This window comes from Methylomonas sp. 2BW1-5-20 (assembly GCF_052474515.1).
In genome coordinates, this window is record NZ_CP184127.1 from 3,640,645 (window position 1) to 3,658,999 (window position 18,355).

Genomic DNA, 18,355 nt, shown 5'->3' on the forward strand with positions numbered 1-18,355 from the left:
AGTATAGATCAGCTTGGTTGCACCTGCCATCGGCTTCATTGTATAAACCAGAGATTAACCGCCCGGCCCGTTATGACCGGTTAACAGACCATGCAGCCCCGCTGCGGAGAGTGCCATGAAAGAATATGAGGAAGTTCGCGACCAGTTGCTGAACATGCTGGAAGAACTGGACGATAGACTGGGAAAAATTACCGCCGACGTCAGGCACATTGACAAGCCGTTGGATCAGGATTTTTCCGAACAGGCTACCGAAACCGAAAACGACGAAGTTTTGGATGCGCTGGGCAATGCCGCCCGGAACGAAGTCGAAAAAATCAAGCAAGCCCTGTCCCGCATCGATGCCGGCACTTACGGGATTTGCCTGAGCTGCGGCGAACCGATAAAAAAGGAACGCTTGGCGGTACTGCCTTATGCGAATCTATGCGTTCGTTGCGCGGAACACAAGCAACGGCCTTGAGTTTTTCCGCGAAGCAAGCGCCCCGCCTATTTCGCCCGGCCTCTTAAAACGCAAAAAAGCCCGGTACCGGACCGGGCTTTTCATCGCCATGGCGGCATTCAAAGCCGCCGACCAAGCGTTTTAGGCCTTGTTGCGGCGCAGACCCATCATGCCGAGCAATGCGCTACCAAACAACCAGACCGCGCCGGGCACGGGGACTGCGGCGACATGTTGCAATTGCAGCGAGCTGCCGGCCAAATCGGCATCCGTAAAGCCGAAGACGAAGAATTTGTTCGGTCCGGCGACACCGGCCACAAAATCGTTATCGTTAGCTATCCATAAGGTATGCAGTTTTTGGCCCAAGCCGTTGATGACGTCGTCGCCAAAACTGGCGCTTTCCAGTTTGGCTGGAATGGAGGTGACAGCAATGCCCTTGTTGACCAGCTCAGCCTTGATATCCAGGAACAAAGACTTACCAACCGCATAACTCAATAGATTGGATTCGCCGCTGATGCCTAACGGACCGATATCGGTGGCGTTCCCCAGATCGATCTTGAACAGTTTTTTCTCCGCGGCGGACGAGCCGTCGCCCAAGCCTTTACCGTCGCGCTCCAGAACCAGAAACTCGTGATCGTTGATCGCCAGGAGTTCGCTGCTATTGTAGGTTTTGGAACCGTCCTTGTTGTCGTAAACATATTGATGCGTCGTATTACCCGTCGCAATGTCTATGGTGACGATACGATTGGTTCGGCCGCCGTCACCGCCGTCCTGTATCAATGGACTTTGTTCAAACCCGACCAACGTTTTACCGTCCGGCGTAATCGCCAAACCTTCCATGCCTTTATTGGCTACACGGCCGCTGGTATTGCCGCTGATTTCGGCAGCACCTTGCGACGACAGATTGCCGACGGCAAAAGACGCCGGCAAGTTGAAGGTGCGAGTACGTTGCCCCGTGGCGCGGTCGAACTCGTAAACATAAGGACCGTATTCGTCGGAAATATAGACTTTGCTGCCGTCATTGGAAACCCGAATGCCCTCTGGGTCCAGGCGGGCATTGTTGGGGTTGGTGGACAAGCCGGCAGCGAAATTGTCCGAACGGCCCTCAAAATAGTATTTATTGCTGCTGTTAATCGACGGCGTCACCGCACCGTAATTCAGTGCCGTCGGACTATACAACAAGGTAGTTTGCGTCAGGGTTGGCGTCAACGTAAACGCCGAAGTCCCAGGCGTCGCCACCAAATTCATGGCAACGGTTTGGAAGCGGGAAATATAGGACGTGGTATTGTCGACACTGGCGCCACCGGCCCAAGCCGTAGCATTCGGACCGCGATCCGGCAACGCCAGGAAGGTGTTGTTGCCGGCATAAGCTAACCCCGAACCGATGCCGCCCAGGATATTCGCCGGGTCGCCGGATTCCAGCGTGCCGCTCAAGCCTGATAAATCGGTTGGATTACTTAAGGTACCGACCGCTAACAATGTGGGTGCGGCCTGCACCGAAGCAGCCCCCGCCAAACAAGTTAAAATGAACGAAGAAAGCAGTGTTTTTTTCATGATTGCGCTAAAAAAATTTGTGGACGATAGAGTTTTTTTGAGTAAATCGCTGTAGATCAGGCGATTTCCCACCGACGCACCGACAATTCATCGGCTGCGATTCGATGATAAATGTGATTTGTTACGCAATTCTTACAACCGCCACCAGTCTTGCGGATAACCAAGAAGCCACTGTCGTTATAGCCGGCTCCGGAGCCGTTGCGGGATCGGCGAATAAACCGCTCGGTTTACCAATTGTGTACTATCCTTGCCGACGATCATTCCTTTTATTGCCGGGACATAAATCATGGATATCGCCGAACTATTGACATTTTCCGTCAAAAACAAAGCCTCCGACTTGCATCTTTCCGCCGGCTTACCGCCGATGATTCGGGTGGACGGCGATATCCGCCGCATCAATATTCCGTCCTTAAATCACAAGGAAGTTCACGCGCTGATATACGACATCATGAACGACAAACAGCGCCGCGATTACGAGGAGTTTCTGGAAACCGACTTTTCCTTCGCGCTGCCCGGCGTGGCCCGTTTTCGGGTCAATGCCTTCAATCAGGATAGAGGCGCCGGCGCGGTATTCAGGACTATTCCGTCCAAGGTGCTGACGTTGGAAGAACTGGATGCGCCGAAGTTTTTCGCGGAGTTATGCACCAAACCGCGCGGCCTGATTCTAGTGACCGGCCCGACCGGTTCCGGTAAATCCACCACGCTGGCGGCGATGGTAAATCACATTAATTCCAACGATTACGCGCACATCCTGACGGTTGAGGACCCTATCGAGTTCGTGCACGAAAGCCAGAAATGCTTGATCAACCAGCGCGAGGTACATCGGGATACGCTGGGTTTTAACGAAGCCTTGCGCTCGGCGCTGCGGGAAGACCCGGACATCATCCTGGTCGGCGAGATGCGGGATTTGGAAACCATCCGCCTGGCCTTGACCGCAGCGGAAACCGGCCACTTGGTATTCGGCACCCTGCATACCACCTCGGCGGCAAAAACCATAGACCGGATCATCGACGTGTTCCCGGCAGCGGAAAAAGACATGATCCGGGCCATGCTGTCCGAATCCTTGCAGGCAGTTATCTCGCAGACCCTGTTGAAAAAAGTCGGCGGCGGCCGGATAGCCGCGCACGAAATCATGGTCGGCACCCCGGCCATCCGTAACCTGATCCGCGAAGCCAAGGTGGCGCAAATGTATTCGGCGATCCAAACCGGCCGCAAGGACGGCATGCAGACCCTGGACCAAAATCTGAAGGAGTTGGTCGATAAAGGCCTGATTACCGCGAAAGGCGCGATGGTTAAAGCCGTCAACAAAGACATGTTCCGTTAAATTTTAGGAGGCGTCATGGACTTTAAAGCCCTATTGGCCCTAATGGTGGAAAAAAAAGCGTCCGACTTATTCATCACCGCCGGCCGGCCGCCGTCGATGAAAATCAACGGCAAAGTCGTTGAAATATCCAAAACCATATTAAACAGCGAACAAACCATGATGCTGGTGCTCAGCATCATGTCGCAACGCCAGCGCGACGAATTTGAAAATACCCGCGAATGCCAGTTTGCGTTAAGCGCCCACGCCCTGGGACGGTTCCGGGTCAGCGCTTTCACCCAGCGCGACTCGGCCGGCATGGTATTGCGCCGCATCGAAACGACTATTCCCAGCGCGGAGGACTTACATCTGCCATCGGCGCTAAAAGAACTGATCATGTACAAACGCGGCTTGGTAATGTTCGTCGGCGCCACCGGCACCGGTAAATCCACCTCGTTGGCGGCGCTGATTCGGCACCGTAACGAAAACAGCAGCGGCCATATTATTTCCATCGAAGACCCGATCGAATTCATCCATCCGCACATGGGTTGCATCATCACCCAGCGCGAAGTAGGACTGGATACCGAATCCTTCGAGGTGGCGTTAAAAAACACCCTGCGCCAAGCGCCGGATGTGATTCTTATCGGCGAGGTCAGAACCCGCGAAACCATGCAGCACGCCATTACCTTCGCCGAAACCGGCCATCTCTGCGTCTGCACCTTGCACGCCAATAACGCCAACCAAGCCATAGACCGCATCCTGCATTTTTTCCCGGAAGAAATGCACAGCCAACTGTTTATGGACTTATCGCTGAACTTGCGCGGTATCGTCGCCCAGCAGCTGATTCAACGCGCCGACGGCAAGGGCCGCTACCCGGCCATCGAAATTTTGCTGAATACCCCCTTGGCATCCGACATGATCCGCAAGGGCGAAGTGCATAAATTAAAAGAATTAATGAAAAGCTCGCGCGAGCACGGCATGCAGACTTTCGACCAAGCGCTTTACGATCTGTATACAGCCGGTAAAATTGGTTACGATGACGCCTTACACGCTGCCGACTCCCGTAACGAGGTACGCCTGATGATCAAACTGGGAGCCGAGAACGTCAATTTCGAAACCGCCGGCATGACCCTGGCCGAGAACGACGAAGAGGGAGGCAGTCTTTATTAAACAACCCTGGATATGGCTCGCTTGTATACTTTTAGTACCTGTAAAGTTTCACTACAAAACGCCGGTTCGGCACTGTTAATTTTATCGCTGGCAGGCTGCGCCTCGCAGCCGCCGGCCGGCGATAAGACCAATAATCACGTCCGCACGCCTACTCAACAAACCGCACCCAACCAGTCGCGCCAAGCCACGCCCGACCTGCGGCCGTTCGCCAGCGTCGGCAGCTACCATGCCACGGCAGTCAGCGGCGATTACGCCGGTTACCCCGCTTTAAGCCAATTCATCGAACAGATGGTGCAGAAACACGGTTTCAACCGCGAGTATCTGCAAGGCCTATTCTCGCAAGCCAAACGTAAACAATGGACGCTGGATTATCTGGCCAAATCCGACCAAGGCATCAAAGGCAAACCCAGCAAAGGCGGCTGGACCCGCTATCGCGCACAATTTCTGGACGACCGCCATATCAACGCCGGCATCAGCTTCTGGCAACAGCATCACGCAACGCTGCAACGCGCCAGCCAGCAATACGGCGTACCGGCCGAATACATCCTCGGCATCATGGCGGTGGAAACCACCTTCGGCAGCTTCGTCGGCAATCATAGAGTCATCGACGCGCTGACGACCTTGGGCTTTGACTATCAGCGGCGCGGCGAATACTTCCGCAGCGAACTGGAAAACTTTCTAGTGATGAGCCGTACTGAAGGTCTGGACCCCGGCAAACCGGTCGGTTCCTTCGCCGGTGCGATGGGCCTGGGCCAATTCATGCCCGGCAGCTTTCTGCAGTGGGCGGTAGACTTTAACGGCGACGGCCGCCGCGACCTGTGGAACCCGGAAGACGTGATCGGCAGTGTGGCGAATTATTTTGCGCAACACGGTTGGCAAGCCGGCCAACCCATCGTCTCGCGGACGCGCGGAAGCTTTGCGGGCATTGACAGTTTGGAGCCGGGCGCGGACCATGCTTATCCTTTGGATACCTTGGTTAAAGCCGGCATAGAGCCGGACGGTACTTGCAATTGCGATTATCCGTTGCGGCTGTTGTTGCTTAGGCATCAAAGTAAAGACGAGTATTTACTGGGGCACCCCAATTTTTACGCGATTACCCGGTATAACCAGAGCACGCATTATGCGATGGCGGTGCATGAGTTGGCGTTGGCGATTAAGAGGGGGTATCAGAGGGTGGCGGGGGGACGTGATATTGCTGGGTAGTTTGTGTTTGTGTCGCTGGCGCGACGGCTTAATTTAATGTCGGTTCTCGGACCGACAGCCGAGATACTTTCTTTTGCTCCGCCAAAAGAAAGTAACCAAAGAAAAGGCGGCCCGGATGCCGAGGGTGTAAGAATTTTTGTGTAAACGGTCATTAGGCAGGACACTGCCCTTACTTTGAGGAGTAACCATGACCGAAACCCAATCTATCCCAACTGACCTAATCGATACCTTATTGTCCGGCTATCAAAAACCGGAAGACCTGCTGGGCGAAAATGGCCTGCTGAAACAACTCACCAAGGCGCTGGTGGAGCGGGCTTTAGAAGCTGAAATGACCGAACATCTGGGGCATGGCAAGCATGAGTCTGTCAGTAATGCTACGGGGAATACGCGCAACGGCAAAAGCCGTAAAACGCTGAAAGGTGATTTTGGCGCATTGCCGATTGAGATTCCACGTGATCGTCATGGTCAGTTCGAGCCGCAAATCATTGGCAAACACCAATCCCGTTGGACGGGCTTTGACGACAAGATTATTTCGCTTTATGCCCGAGGGCTGACGGTCAGGGAAATCCAGAGCCACCTGGAAGAGCTGTATGGCACTGAAGTGTCGTCGAGCTTGATTTCCTCAGTGACGGACGCCGTGATTGAGGAAGTGAAAGCCTGGCAATCGCGACCGCTCGATCCGATTTACCCCATCGTTTATCTCGACTGCATCCACGTCAAAGTGCGTGATACCGGTGCAGTGCGGGTCAAGGCTGTTTATCTGGCGATTGGCGTCAATATGAACGGCGAAAAGGAAGTGCTGGGCTTATGGATAGCTCAAACCGAGGGCGCCAAGTTTTGGTTGCAAGTCGTCACCGACCTCAAGAACCGCGGCGTCCAAGACATCTTCATCGCCTGTGTCGATGGCTTGAAAGGCTTTCCCGAAGCGATTGAAACCGTCTATCCACACACAGCCGTTCAACTGTGCATCGTGCATTTGGTCCGCAACAGCCTCAACTATGTCGGCTGGAAAATGCGCAAACAGATCGCCGCCGATCTCAAACAGATTTACCAGTCAGCCACCGTCGCCGAGGCGGAGCAGAAGCTGGCTGAGTTCGAGGTGCAGTGGAACGATGCCTATCCACCGATTGCCCAAATTTGGCGACGCAATTGGGATCGGATCATCCCCTTTTTCGACTATCCGCCGGAGATACGCCGCATCATTTACACCACCAATGCCATTGAGTCGGTCAACATGAGTTTGCGGAAAATCACCAAGAATCGCGGTTCATTTCCCAGTGATGAAGCCTTGTCGAAATTGTTCTATTTGGCCCTGATGAATATCAGTAAAAAATGGACCATGCCTTTGCATGACTGGAAAGCCGCGTTGAATCGGTTTAGCATTCAGTTTGAAGACAGGATGCCCAATCGATAATTAAATCCCGTTTACACAAAATTCAGGACACCCTCCGGATGCCGCTTATCTCCTGCGCTCCGAAGCTTTCGTCGGGGGTTGACGAAAGGGGCTTCCTGCCCCTTCGTCAACGCGATGCATCCCTGCATCGCCCCTACGGGCTATTCCCGACGAAAGCTTCGGTGCTCGGCGCGGCATACGGGATAAAACCCTGCGTGAAATCTGAAACAGCTTAAACGTTTACGAAGTTTTGTAGGCCGCATTAACAATAGCGTAATGCGGCGCATGCATAGAGACCATTATATGGTGCATACGGCAACGCCGATTGGCGCCCTACAAATTGTGCTTTATGGTTTTGCGTTCACTTGGAATTTTCTGTCTTAACTATTGTTTTTATTGAATCCATGTACTTGATTAGAGTGTTGATGTGATTAATTAAATCAACCATTGAAACATCGGATGCATCATCATTTTTATGAATTATCTTATTTCTTTTGCTGACAATTGAATTTATTTGGTCTTTATTGTCTGCGAATCCTGGTATAGAAATTAAGTTCAGCCCAATTTTTTTAAACGTATTAATAGTTTTATCAATATTTCCAGAGAGATGGTCATTAAGATCGTCCTTTTTAATGGATATGCTAAGGTCTTTGAACTCTTCCAGTCCATCGATTCTATCTTTGGATAGATTAGAAAAGCTCCATTTCACAATGTTGTGAGGGATCGAAGTGCTTTGAAGTTTATGTGCGATTTTTTCAATTCGAATAAAAGCTATATCTGTTAAAAACGCCTCTAAATAAGTACACATGGTTATTAGATAAGCTTTTATGAAAAAATTCAGGTGCTGTTGAAATAGAGGGTCTGGGTTGTCGGAAAGAAGTCTCTTTTGAGACTCGTTGATAATATCCATTAAGGAGTTAAGCAAATCTACATATTTTTCGTAAATTTGTTGCTCATCCATTTAACGCCTCTGACAACAAATCGCTCCACAGTTTTCTGCGCTTTAGAATGGATGCCTTATTTTGCAACCCTGCCGATAAGGTTCTTTGGAATCCGGATAGTTTACATAATTCAGAAAACTTTTCTTTTACTTCTACTTTTTTGTTTCGAAGTGTTTCTAGATCAACTTGCCCAAGGCTGTACATCAAAAGATCGTAATAAACCATGCTCTGACGCTTTTTTCTCTTTGAGGTATCTTTAAATACATCCTCGCCAAAAATTAAAACGCATTTTTCTAAAGTTGACTCAAAGTCAGTTCTGTAGCTAGAGATGTTCTCATTTGAGCAATATTGATTCTGACTCATAAATGAATCAAGGTACTTTGCTAGTTTATCTTGATAGTTTTCTAGGTCTCCTTTAAGCGCGAAGTATCTGAGTACTTGTTCTTCTGCTTCAAGATTATCTTTAGGCGCGACACCTGTTTCGCCAAGTCCAAAATTTTTTATTACAGGGTTTTTAGCTAATTCTGTCAATAAGTCGTTGAAAGAGCCATTGTATAATGCATGTCTTATTTCTTGATCGGATAGCCTTACTGCACCTTGATTAAGTCTTGAAAATATTTCTCTTATTAGATGTTTCGGGTTTTCTCTTCTAAGTACAATGCATCTAATTGTTGTTGCTTCAAGTTCAGTTTGATATTCGCCAAGTTCTGAGTATTTTTTGCCCTCCAGTTCCTTGAACATGGTAAGTCCTTCTAAGGCAAATTTATCGTCAAAAAACCGAACTATTGTTGTCAATCGTTGAACGCCATCGATTACTATATGCCTGCCCTCTTCGTCCTCAGCAAAATAGCAGGAAGGTAAAGGAATCCTCATTAGGCATGATTCAATAAATTTAGATGATCTCTCCCAACCATCCTTATCCCATTTAAATTTTCTTTGAAAATCGGGGTCAAGTAATAGTTTCGGTTTTTCTGCGGTTATTCGGTTGTATAACGTCTCAAAAGGATAATCTATTGGATATAAATTTAGGGTTTTATGTCCATTCTGCTCTGTCATGATTATTCCTATTTCTTTCTTGAATTACGATACTAATGTAGTAAGGGCTTTGCTTTGTCCAGTCTACCAAAATAAACTTCATGAAAACAAACCATCCGTTGGAGTGTGTCATCCCGTATGCCGCGCCGAGCACCGGAGCTTTTATTGAGAACAGCCCGAAGGGGCGCCGCAAGGATGCGGCGCGTCGGCGGAGGGGCTGGGAAGCCCCTTCTGCCGACCCTCGATAAAAGCTTCGGCGCGCAGGATAAAAGCGGCATCCGGGTGGCTTTTCTTTTGGTGACTTTTCTTTGGCCAAACAAAGAAAAGTTACTCGGTTGTCGGGCCGAGACCCGACTTACAAATAACCCGTCGCGCCAGCGACACAAAACCCAATCTTACCCAAACGGCAAATCATACGAATCCCCCTCCCTCGCCAAACAAACCGAAACCTCACTCTCACCAGCCTGTAAAAGCGATGCAAAAATCGCCTCCAAATCAGCATCGCTCCGCGTCGGTTCATGATGCGTCAAAAACAATCTTTTAGCGCCAGCCTGTGCCGCGAAATTCATCGCCGAGCGGTAAGTGCCGTGGCCCCAACCATGTCGGTCGGCATATTCGGCGTCTGTGTAGGAACTGTCCATGATCAAGACATCGACGCCAGCCATCGCCGCAATCACTTCCTCGTGCTTTTGCTCGATCAGTTCCTGCATGGCCGGGTAGCCCGGGTGGTCCGGCTGATAAGGATTGAGTTGCGGTTCGTAATCGCCGGTAAAAAACAGGGAACTGCCATCGACATCGTCGAGGCGATAGCCAAAGTTGTAAACCGGGTGATTCAGCACGGTCGGCGTCACGCGCACGCTACCTACGTTAATCGGCGCATTAGCCTTCAGCGTGAAATACCGCACCTCGGCATTTAACTGCGCTTCGCTGATCGGAAAATAGCTGTGCTGCAATTGCACGTGCATCGCACGCTCTATGCCTTGACGGGTCAAGGGTTCCAGGCCGCCGTAGATGTTGATGATATTGCCGGACTTGAACATCGGCAGAAAAAACGGCAAACCTTGAATATGGTCCCAATGGGTATGGGTAATCAGGATGTGCGCGGTCAGTGCTTGTTTGGGCAAGCTCTGCGCCAGCGCGTGGATACCGGTGCCGGCATCTAGAATGATGAGATCACCAGCGCTGCTGGTCACTTCGATGCAAGTGGTGTTGCCGCCATATTTGACCGTGCTCGGCCCCGGCGTGGCGATGGAGCCGCGCACGCCCCAAAACTTGAATTTCATGGCCTAACAGCCTCCGCAACGCTCAATGCGCTTCGTCCCAATTCTCGCCGCTGCCGATTTCCACCAGCAACGGTACATGCAGCTCGGCAGCGCCGGACATGATGCGGCGGATGGTTTCCATATGTTCCGCCAAGCGTGCTTCCGCCACTTCGAATACCAGTTCGTCGTGAACTTGCATGATCATTTTCACGTCCGGGTTATCCGCTACTACCCAAGCATCGCAAGCCAGCATCGCCCGTTTGATGATGTCGGCGGCGGTGCCTTGCATCGGCGCGTTGATGGCGGTGCGCTCGGCGTACTGGCGCATCGCCGCGTTGCGGGAATTAATCTCCGGCAAATACAGACGGCGGCCGAAAATGGTTTCCACATAGCCTTGCTGCTTGGCCAGTTCGCGGGTGTTGTCCATATACTGTTTTACGCCGGGGTAACGACTGAAGTACAGGTCGATATAAGCCTGGGCTTGATTGCGCGGCAGGCCCAGTTGCTGCGCCAAACCAAACGCCGACATGCCGTAGATCAGACCAAAATTGATGGCCTTGGCGGAGCGGCGCAAATCGTGGGTGACTTGCTCCAGTTCTACTTCAAACACTTCCGCCGCCGTGGCACTATGCACATCCACGCCTTGCGAAAACGCCGCCAGCAGGCCGGCATCGCCGGATAGATGGGCCATGATCCGCAACTCAATCTGCGAATAGTCGGCGGCGACGATTTTATAACCGGGCGGAGCGATGAAGGCCTGACGAATCTTGCGACCCTCCTCGCTACGAATCGGGATGTTTTGCAGATTGGGGTCGGACGACGACAAGCGCCCGGTGGCAGCCACCGCTTGATGATACGACGTATGTACACGACCGGTGCGGTCGTTGATCTGTTGCGGCAGCTTGTCGGTATATGTGGATTTGAGTTTGCTCATGCTGCGAAAATCCAGAATCAGCTTCGGCAAGGGGTAATCCACCGCCAGTTCCTGTAACACCGATTCGTCGGTGGAGGGCTGGCCTTTTGGGGTTTTCTTCAGCACCGGCAAATTTAAACGGTCGTACAAGATTTCCTGAATCTGCTTGGGTGAGCCGAGATTAAACGCCGAGCCGGCGACATCGTGCGCTTGTTGTTCGATGCCTATCATCCGGTTCGCCAGCTCCAAGCTTTGCTGCGCCAGCATCGCGCTATCAATCAGCACACCGTTTTCCTCGATACGCGCCAATACGCTGATCAGCGGCACTTCGATCTCGTTATACAAGGCCCACAAACTGGGATGCTGCTGTAATTGTGCGGACAGGGTTTGATGCAGGCGCAGGGTGATGTCGGCATCCTCGGCGGCGTATTCGCTGGCCTGTTCGATAGCCACTTCGGCAAAGCCGATCTGCTTGGCGCCCTTGCCGGCCACATCTTCGAAATGAATGGTGTCCACGCCCAAGTAATGCTTGGCCAGATCGTCCATATTGTGCTTTGTCGCGGTGCTGTTCAACACATACGATTCCAGCATCGTGTCGTGTTGGATGCCGCGTAGCGCGATGCCGTGATTGACCAACACGTGGCTATCGTATTTCAGATTTTGCCCCAGCTTGGCTTTGTTCGGGTCTTCCAGCAAGGGTTTCAAGGCGTCCAAAACGGCTTGCCGATCCAACTGAGCTGGCGCATCGGGATAGTCATGCGCCACCGGCAGATAGGCGGCCTGGCCGGCATCGACCGCAAACGACACGCCGACGATTTGCGCGTCACTGTAATTAAGGCTGGTGGTTTCTGTGTCGAAGGCAAACAGCTTGGCTTTTTGCAGCTTTTCCAGCCAGGTATCGAAATCGGCTTGGCTGAGGATGGTTTGGTAGTCCTTGCTGACCGGTGCTGGTTCTACCACTTCAAGCGGCTTTTCCGCTGTTGTCGGTGCTACCGAGGATGGCGCCGTATCGCCATTCAAAGTTTTTAGCCAGCTGCTAAAACCCAAATGGCCCAGCTGGTTTTTCAGCGCGGCCATGTCCGGCTCCTTACGCTTCAAATCGTCCAGGCTGTAATGCAAAGCCACGTCGCATTTGATGGTGGTTAGTTCGCGAGACAGCGGTAACTGGCCCAAGGCCTCACGCAAATTGTCGCCGATCTTGCCCTTGATCTCGTCGGCGCGAGCGATCAGATTGTCCAGCGTCTCGTATTCCTGCAACCACTTGGCGGCGGTTTTCGGCCCGACTTTCGGCACACCGGGGATGTTATCCACCGCATCGCCCATTAGCGCCAGATAATCAATGATTTGCTCCGGCTTCACGCCGAATTTGTCCTGCACCCCCTGAATATCCATGCGGGTGTTGGTCATGGTGTTTTCCAGGGTGATTTGCTGGTTCACCAGCTGCGCCATGTCCTTGTCGCCAGTGGAAATAATCACCTCAAAACCCTGGCGCGCGGCATTTTGCGCCAGACTACCTAGCACGTCGTCGGCTTCCACGCCGTGTTCGATAATCAGCGGCAAACCCAGTGAGCGGATCAAGTCGTGCAAGGGCGCAATCTGCACCCGCAAATCGTCCGGCATCGGCGGTCGATGAGCTTTGTATTGATCGTATAAATCATGCCTAAAGGTCTTGCCCGGCGCATCGAACACCACCGTGATATAGGGCGTGTTGTAATCGTTGATTAGTTTGCGCAGCATATTGGACACACCATAGACCGCATTGGTCGGCTCGCCCTGGGCATTGGTCAGCGGTGGTACCGCGTGGAAGGCGCGAAACAGAAACGACGAGCCGTCGACCAGGATCAATTTGTTAGGGGCGGAATCGGACATGTAGAGTCAACAAACAACAAGTAGGGTTGTCGCAAAGATACAGGGCCAAGCTAACGTCTGCAAGTGCGATATTACCAGTCCGCGGCGCGGATGCTTGACTGGCATGCCGGCAATCGACTATGTTGCGCCAGTACTTTCAACCCGATTTCCCCTTGAGTTCAGCTATGGTATTTCCCCAGCACCGCATTAGCCCTGAAGCATATCTTCGGAGCGAATTACTGGCCGACATCAAGCACCAGCTAATAGACGGGAAACCTCATCGAATGCCTGATGTCAGCTCCAATCATAATTTGATAGCTGGCAATATTGCGTGCGAACTGAAACAACAGCTAAAAGGCACGCCATGTAGAACGCTGATATCCGACATTAAGCTACGCGTGGCCGACGATTTTTTCTATCCCGACGTGATGGTGGTTTGCAACGAGGATAATGTAGATCCTTATTATAAAACCGCGCCTACTATCCTCATCGAGGTACTGTCCAAAACCACCCGCAAATTCGACCAATCCCTGAAGCGCCTGCGCTGCCAGAACATTCCAAGCCTGCAGGAATATGTTCTGATAGAACAAGACAAAGGCGAGATTCAAGTGTTTAGCCGGGCTCACAACTGGCAATCGTTTTACTATTATCTCGGCGACCGGATTAGCTTTACATCCTTAGACATCAGCATCGCCGTCGAAGAGATTTACGAGCGCGTCGACAACGAAGATGTCCTGAGTTATTTGCAACAAAAACCGCAAGACGCCTCGCAAACGGCCTCTTAAGCGCCTACCCGCAAAGCTGCGCTGTGCAGTCTGGCCCGACGTTTTTTCAGCCAGATCACCACGCCTGTTACCGAAAGCATCACTATCGCTAATCCCAGCAGACAAACGAATATCCGGTAAGGCATCCCAAACACATCGGCCATGTGCAAGGCCGCCAGCCAGTTGGTGACGGTGTTGCCGGCATACTGGCCGGTGGGCAGCAACAACATTTTTTGGGTGCCGGTATTCGCATCTATTACCATGCGGGTGCTGCCGTGCTTCTCCTCGACATCCGCGCTGCTGCGCACGTTATACACATAAAAGCCCTTGGCTGGATTGTAGCGAAACCCCTGCTGCACCTCGATCACAAACCCCTGTTGCCTGGACGCCTGTTCCATCAACTCAACCGCAATACGGTATGCATCGGTCCAGGCAACCGCCGGTTGTTCCAGCGGTTTTTCAAGATCGGGAAAATCGATCCAGGGTTCGTGATAGTCGGTGAACACCGCCCGCGTCACCGGCGCGTAAACTGCGTCGGACAGATTCATCATTACGCTGGACCAGGCGAATAGCAACAACATAACCCACAGCCACAAGCCGCCGGCCCGATGCAGATCGAAGTTGATTCGATAGTTCGCCCCCTGCCATTTAATTTTCCAGGCCGCTGCCCAGCGCTGCCAAAACGAACGGGATTCGCCGGCAACCGCGACAGTTTTGGTTTTTTTCGCTGCCGGCAGCGTCAGATAAAAACCCACAAAACAATCCAGCGTCCACACCAGCGCGGTAATGCCTAAAATCCAACCGCCAATTTCATCCAGCGCCAACGAATAGTGCAGCTTGTAGATGAAAGGCATCAGGTTGATTAAGCCTTCGGAAATCGCGCCCCAACTGCGGCGACCCAGTTCTTCGCCGGTATAGGGGTTGAGAATCAGCTGGGTAAAACCGAGTTCGTAAGGCTTACCCGTAGCCGGGTCGGTCTGCGGTGTCACATCGATATGCGCGGCATCGTGTTCCAGCCAGACCGAATTAATTTTGCCTTGCGGCACCAAAAGTTCGGCCCGAGCCTTCAATAACGGCGGACTCAAACGCGGTAAAGCCGAGGCCGGCGCGGATAACTGTGGGCTGATCCAGTGTTCCAATTCGCTGTAAAACGCCAGCAGACTGCCGGTCAGGCCGATGATGATTAAAAAAACCGTCATCGCCAGACCGGCGTAACGATGTACAACTACCCAAAAGGGGCGATTTTTCATAGCGACTCCAGGATTTCCATTTCAAGCCGGCAAAGTGCCTGCCATCATCGGATAAGACGTATGAGACAGTAAAATCCCCACCACAGGTAGACAGAAAACCGGTGATTTACAAGTTATTCGCTGGTTAAATTGGGCTCCCACCTTTTAGAGGGATTGGTAAAGGCACAGCATACCGTTGGATGTTTGCTAGCAGCTCAAGCACTATCTAGTCCCGGCTAAGGCTATCAATTGTGCGGGGACACTGTGGTTTGCCTCAATAGCTTTTTAGATTCGATGAGGCATCAACAAAATCTAATTTTCTGCATGATATAACGCCGTTTAGTCTGTAGCTTACCCTCAAGCCTGCTCAGGTTCCGGCTGATCGACCAAGGCCGCGATAACCAAATCGCCGCTAACATTTAAAGTGGTGCGGCACATATCCAGAAAGCGGTCCACACCCAAGATCAAACCCATACCTTCCGCCGGAATCCCCACCTGTTGGGTCAAAATCATGATCAAGGGCAAGGAGCCGCCCGGAACGCCGGCGGTGCCGATGCCGGCCAATATCGACATCAACACCACCTGTACCTGTTGCCCCAGCGACAAATCCACGCCGTAGACCTGAGCCAGGAACAGTACGGTAATGCCCTCGAACAATGCCGTGCCATTCTGATTGGCGGTGGAGCCTATCGTCAACACGAAGCGCGCTACTTCCGGCCTAAGCTTCAACTCCTGCTCAGCCAGTTCCAGCGAGCGCGGCAGAGTGGCATTGGAGGAGGCGGTGGCAAAGGCATACAAATAGACATCCCGGCATTGCCGGAAAAAACTCAGCGGTTTGATACGGGTAAAAAACCGCAACAGCATGCTGTAGACCACGACTTGCTGTAGCAGTAAACCGGTGACCACCACCAGCACGTAAAACCCCAAGGAAAACAAAATGTGATGCCCGAATTTGAAAGTCGATTGAAACACCAACGCAAACACGGCAATCGGCGCCAGCTTCATCGCGGTATCGACGACCAGCAGGCAAGCGGCATAGGTTTCTTCCAATAAACCGACCCAGCGCGACGGCTTGTCGCCATTGGTCGCCGCCAGCGCCGCGCCAAAGGCCAAGGAAAAGAACATCAAAGACAGCATCTCGCCTTCCAACGCCTGGGTGGCGCTGGCGAACGGGTTTTTCGGGATGATCTCCAACAATGATTGCACTACCGGCTTGGCTTGGGCGGCGTTTTGCTGGATTTTATTCAAGCCGGCGTTATCCCCCAACATCTGCGAAATATCCAGCCCCACCCCTGGCTGCGCCAGATTGACCAGCGAAATGCCCACCGCTACCGACGCCGAACTGGCCAACAAGGTAAAAAACAAAGTGCGCCTGGCCACCCGCGCCAAACCGTGATGATTGCTGAGTTGATACACCCCCAGCATTAAACCGCTCATCACCATCGGCACCACGATCATGAAAATCAGCCGCAAGAAGACTTGGCCGATGGGCTCCATCAAATAGCGGTTGAAAATCTGCAATGCTTCGTTGTCGGCAAAGCCATGGCAGATCAAGCCGGCGCAAGCGCCGAGCACTAAACTCAGTAGTAATTTGTGATGATTTTTCATGGAGTTATTGAACAAGTCAGCCGGGATGGCTTGATCTTATGGGTTTTGCGGGGATTTTGCTTGATTTATCGCCGCTAGGCTTTATTCATCGGTTGCTGATGCATAGGGTGCAATAGACGATAACCTTATTACGCCAAATTAAATGGGGAGTAATATGCTTTCAGGCTTAAGGCGAAAATTTAGCGTTTAAACCCAATCGCGCTGAAGCGGTTGATCAATGCGTTGTATATGTTCAACGAGCAACAAACGGGGGCGTCCGTTTTTGTCGGTTTCGTAATGTCCTGTCACTTTGGTGGTATCACCCAGGATACCTTTGTAATCAGTATCCTGATAATGATCCGGCAAGATGCAGCGCAACGTGCCGTAATCCTTGACGTTACGCAAGTGAAATCGTTTAGCGTCAAGGTCGATTTCGCGAATCTCGCCAACAAAGGTACCAGGTTTTGGAGATATGAGCTTGGGCCGGCGTAACGCCTCGCGAATAACTACTCGTTCGCGTTGAGAGAGTTCGGCACTTGGTCTGTGGCTGAGTGGCGAGGACAACTCCAGCGTATGAATACCTATACGTCCAGTCGGAGCTAAATGCAATGCGGCATTCAACATGGCATCCCGTATGGCTGAATCTGGAATGGCTTCATTAATACCTGAATTTATGAATTCATCGCCAATAAAGCCGGGAATGTCGGGTAATTGGGAAATGGTATCCCGGATTAGCTTGAAGACCGGTTCGGAAGCGCCGTCGATCAGGTCTGACGTTTCGTCGGCTTGAACTTTAAAGCCTACATATACACTGCCCGGCGCTAAGCCAGTCAAGCGAAGGTCGATTTTATTTGCAAGGTTTCCAACATGAACGTTGGCTAAATCGAATGTGGCTTTAGCCAGTGCACGCAATTGTTTTTCGGCGGTATGGCACAGCCAATTGACGGCCTGCAAAGTAGGAAGCGCATCGGTGGCCGCTGGGCCTTCCGCATGAAGCAGAATGTCCGACTTATCCATCAGGTTTGCCAGCGGCAAATCATCTGAAAACAATTTTTCCAACAACACCCAATAACGTTGTTGCATACCGGATGTGTCGATTCCCGACAAGCGTTCCGCTTCCTTAGCGGCCATGATTTGTTCATGCACCAAGTAGGCTTTGCTGTGCACATTATCAACCCATGTTGTCATATCTAATCCTGATAATTCCGCGTTTATCTTTGGGTTCAATTTTTTTGGATTCGGCTGTTTTCTCTCCAACGTACTGGAAGAATAGACTGAAATCATTACCTATCCCTCCAATATAAGCGTAAAAGTCCAACCTGTAACCTATTTTAAGTCTATGGTGCTCGGCTTCATTCAATTGAAAAAGTCTAGAGGCTCCTGGAAGGTTGAAATTTTCGGAATTTAACTGAATAGCCATTTCAATATCGCTAGGGGTCGGCTTATCTGATAAAAAACTGCCGGCAATGAAAAGAGGAAACGCATTCGACTGCGGAATCTTTTCTTGGTTAAGTCCGTTCATCACATCATGCCATAGCTGCTCTCGGTAGGCATTAAAACAAAAAGCAATTTGGACATCCTTAAACGTGGAGTCGTGTATACCTTCTGGTAGCAATCCTCTGGCATCTAAAGCGGGAATTGTCATTACGAATCCCTGTAGTGATTTAATCGAAACGATTGTAGCACGGTAAAATTCAGCGTAACCCGGGGGGAATTTACTTTC

Annotated in this window: 15 protein-coding genes; 6 read left to right on the forward strand and 9 right to left on the reverse strand. The window is 51.5% G+C overall.

Translation table 11 applies throughout. The features are described 5' to 3' along the window. Window positions 1-115 precede the first annotated feature (115 nt). A complete protein-coding gene (locus ACH50O_RS16905) occupies window positions 116-457 on the forward strand; it encodes a TraR/DksA family transcriptional regulator (protein WP_446808919.1) in 342 nt (113 codons plus the stop codon). A 120-nt stretch (window positions 458-577) separates the two neighbouring features. Here ACH50O_RS16905 and ACH50O_RS16910 read toward each other — a convergent pair whose 3' ends face one another. Beyond that, a complete protein-coding gene (locus ACH50O_RS16910; RefSeq protein ID WP_446808920.1) occupies window positions 578-1,987 on the reverse strand; it encodes an esterase-like activity of phytase family protein in 1,410 nt (469 codons plus the stop codon). A 286-nt stretch (window positions 1,988-2,273) separates the two neighbouring features. Here ACH50O_RS16910 and ACH50O_RS16915 point away from each other — a divergent pair, with 286 nt between their 5' ends. The 4 genes from ACH50O_RS16915 to ACH50O_RS16930 all read left to right on the forward strand — a co-directional run bounded on the left by ACH50O_RS16915 (window position 2,274) and on the right by ACH50O_RS16930 (window position 7,074). Further along, entirely contained in the window at window positions 2,274-3,311 is a 1,038-nt protein-coding gene (locus ACH50O_RS16915; protein ID WP_446808921.1) for a type IV pilus twitching motility protein PilT, read from the forward strand. Between the two features lie 15 nt (window positions 3,312-3,326). After that, window positions 3,327-4,457: a PilT/PilU family type 4a pilus ATPase gene (locus tag ACH50O_RS16920; RefSeq protein ID WP_446808922.1), complete on the forward strand. Its 1,131-nt coding sequence runs from the start codon at window positions 3,327-3,329 to the stop codon at window positions 4,455-4,457. 12 nt (window positions 4,458-4,469) lie between these two features. Next, window positions 4,470-5,660: a lytic murein transglycosylase B gene (gene mltB / locus ACH50O_RS16925; protein WP_446808923.1), complete on the forward strand. Its 1,191-nt coding sequence runs from the start codon at window positions 4,470-4,472 to the stop codon at window positions 5,658-5,660. Window positions 5,661-5,847: 187 nt separating this feature from the next. Beyond that, window positions 5,848-7,074 (forward strand): IS256 family transposase, encoded by a 1,227-nt coding sequence (locus ACH50O_RS16930; RefSeq protein ID WP_446808924.1) that lies wholly within the window; start codon window positions 5,848-5,850, stop codon window positions 7,072-7,074. A 340-nt stretch (window positions 7,075-7,414) separates the two neighbouring features. On the opposite strand, the gene ACH50O_RS16935 is transcribed toward ACH50O_RS16930, so the two are convergent. The 4 genes from ACH50O_RS16935 to polA form a co-directional block, all read right to left on the reverse strand. Beyond that, entirely contained in the window at window positions 7,415-8,014 is a 600-nt protein-coding gene (locus ACH50O_RS16935) for a HEPN domain-containing protein (RefSeq protein WP_446808925.1), read from the reverse strand. Beyond that, window positions 8,007-9,050: a DUF262 domain-containing protein gene (locus tag ACH50O_RS16940; protein WP_446808926.1), complete on the reverse strand. Its 1,044-nt coding sequence runs from the start codon at window positions 9,048-9,050 to the stop codon at window positions 8,007-8,009. Before ACH50O_RS16940 ends, ACH50O_RS16935 begins: the two co-directional genes overlap by 8 nt. Window positions 9,051-9,424: 374 nt before the next feature. Beyond that, a complete protein-coding gene (locus ACH50O_RS16945) occupies window positions 9,425-10,312 on the reverse strand; it encodes an MBL fold metallo-hydrolase (protein ID WP_446808927.1) in 888 nt (295 codons plus the stop codon). A gap of 22 nt (window positions 10,313-10,334) precedes the next feature. Then, on the reverse strand, window positions 10,335-13,073 hold the full coding sequence (polA, locus tag ACH50O_RS16950; protein ID WP_446808928.1) for a DNA polymerase I: 2,739 nt from the start codon (window positions 13,071-13,073) through the stop codon (window positions 10,335-10,337). A 164-nt stretch (window positions 13,074-13,237) separates the two neighbouring features. On the opposite strand from polA, the gene ACH50O_RS16955 reads away from it, so the two are divergent. Then, window positions 13,238-13,837 (forward strand): Uma2 family endonuclease, encoded by a 600-nt coding sequence (locus ACH50O_RS16955; protein WP_446808929.1) that lies wholly within the window; start codon window positions 13,238-13,240, stop codon window positions 13,835-13,837. On the opposite strand, the gene ACH50O_RS16960 is transcribed toward ACH50O_RS16955, so the two are convergent. The 4 genes from ACH50O_RS16960 to ACH50O_RS16975 form a co-directional block, all read right to left on the reverse strand. Further along, window positions 13,834-15,066 (reverse strand): PepSY-associated TM helix domain-containing protein, encoded by a 1,233-nt coding sequence (locus ACH50O_RS16960; protein WP_446808930.1) that lies wholly within the window; start codon window positions 15,064-15,066, stop codon window positions 13,834-13,836. The two genes, ACH50O_RS16955 and ACH50O_RS16960, sit on opposite strands and share 4 nt — an antisense overlap. A gap of 336 nt (window positions 15,067-15,402) precedes the next feature. Beyond that, on the reverse strand, window positions 15,403-16,653 hold the full coding sequence (locus tag ACH50O_RS16965; RefSeq protein ID WP_446808931.1) for a dicarboxylate/amino acid:cation symporter: 1,251 nt from the start codon (window positions 16,651-16,653) through the stop codon (window positions 15,403-15,405). A 186-nt stretch (window positions 16,654-16,839) separates the two neighbouring features. Then, complete coding sequence (locus ACH50O_RS16970; protein WP_446808932.1) at window positions 16,840-17,859, reverse strand: hypothetical protein; 1,020 nt, start codon at window positions 17,857-17,859, stop codon at window positions 16,840-16,842. Then, window positions 17,804-18,277: a DUF6932 family protein gene (locus ACH50O_RS16975; protein ID WP_446808933.1), complete on the reverse strand. Its 474-nt coding sequence runs from the start codon at window positions 18,275-18,277 to the stop codon at window positions 17,804-17,806. Before ACH50O_RS16975 ends, ACH50O_RS16970 begins: the two co-directional genes overlap by 56 nt. Window positions 18,278-18,355 lie beyond the last annotated feature (78 nt).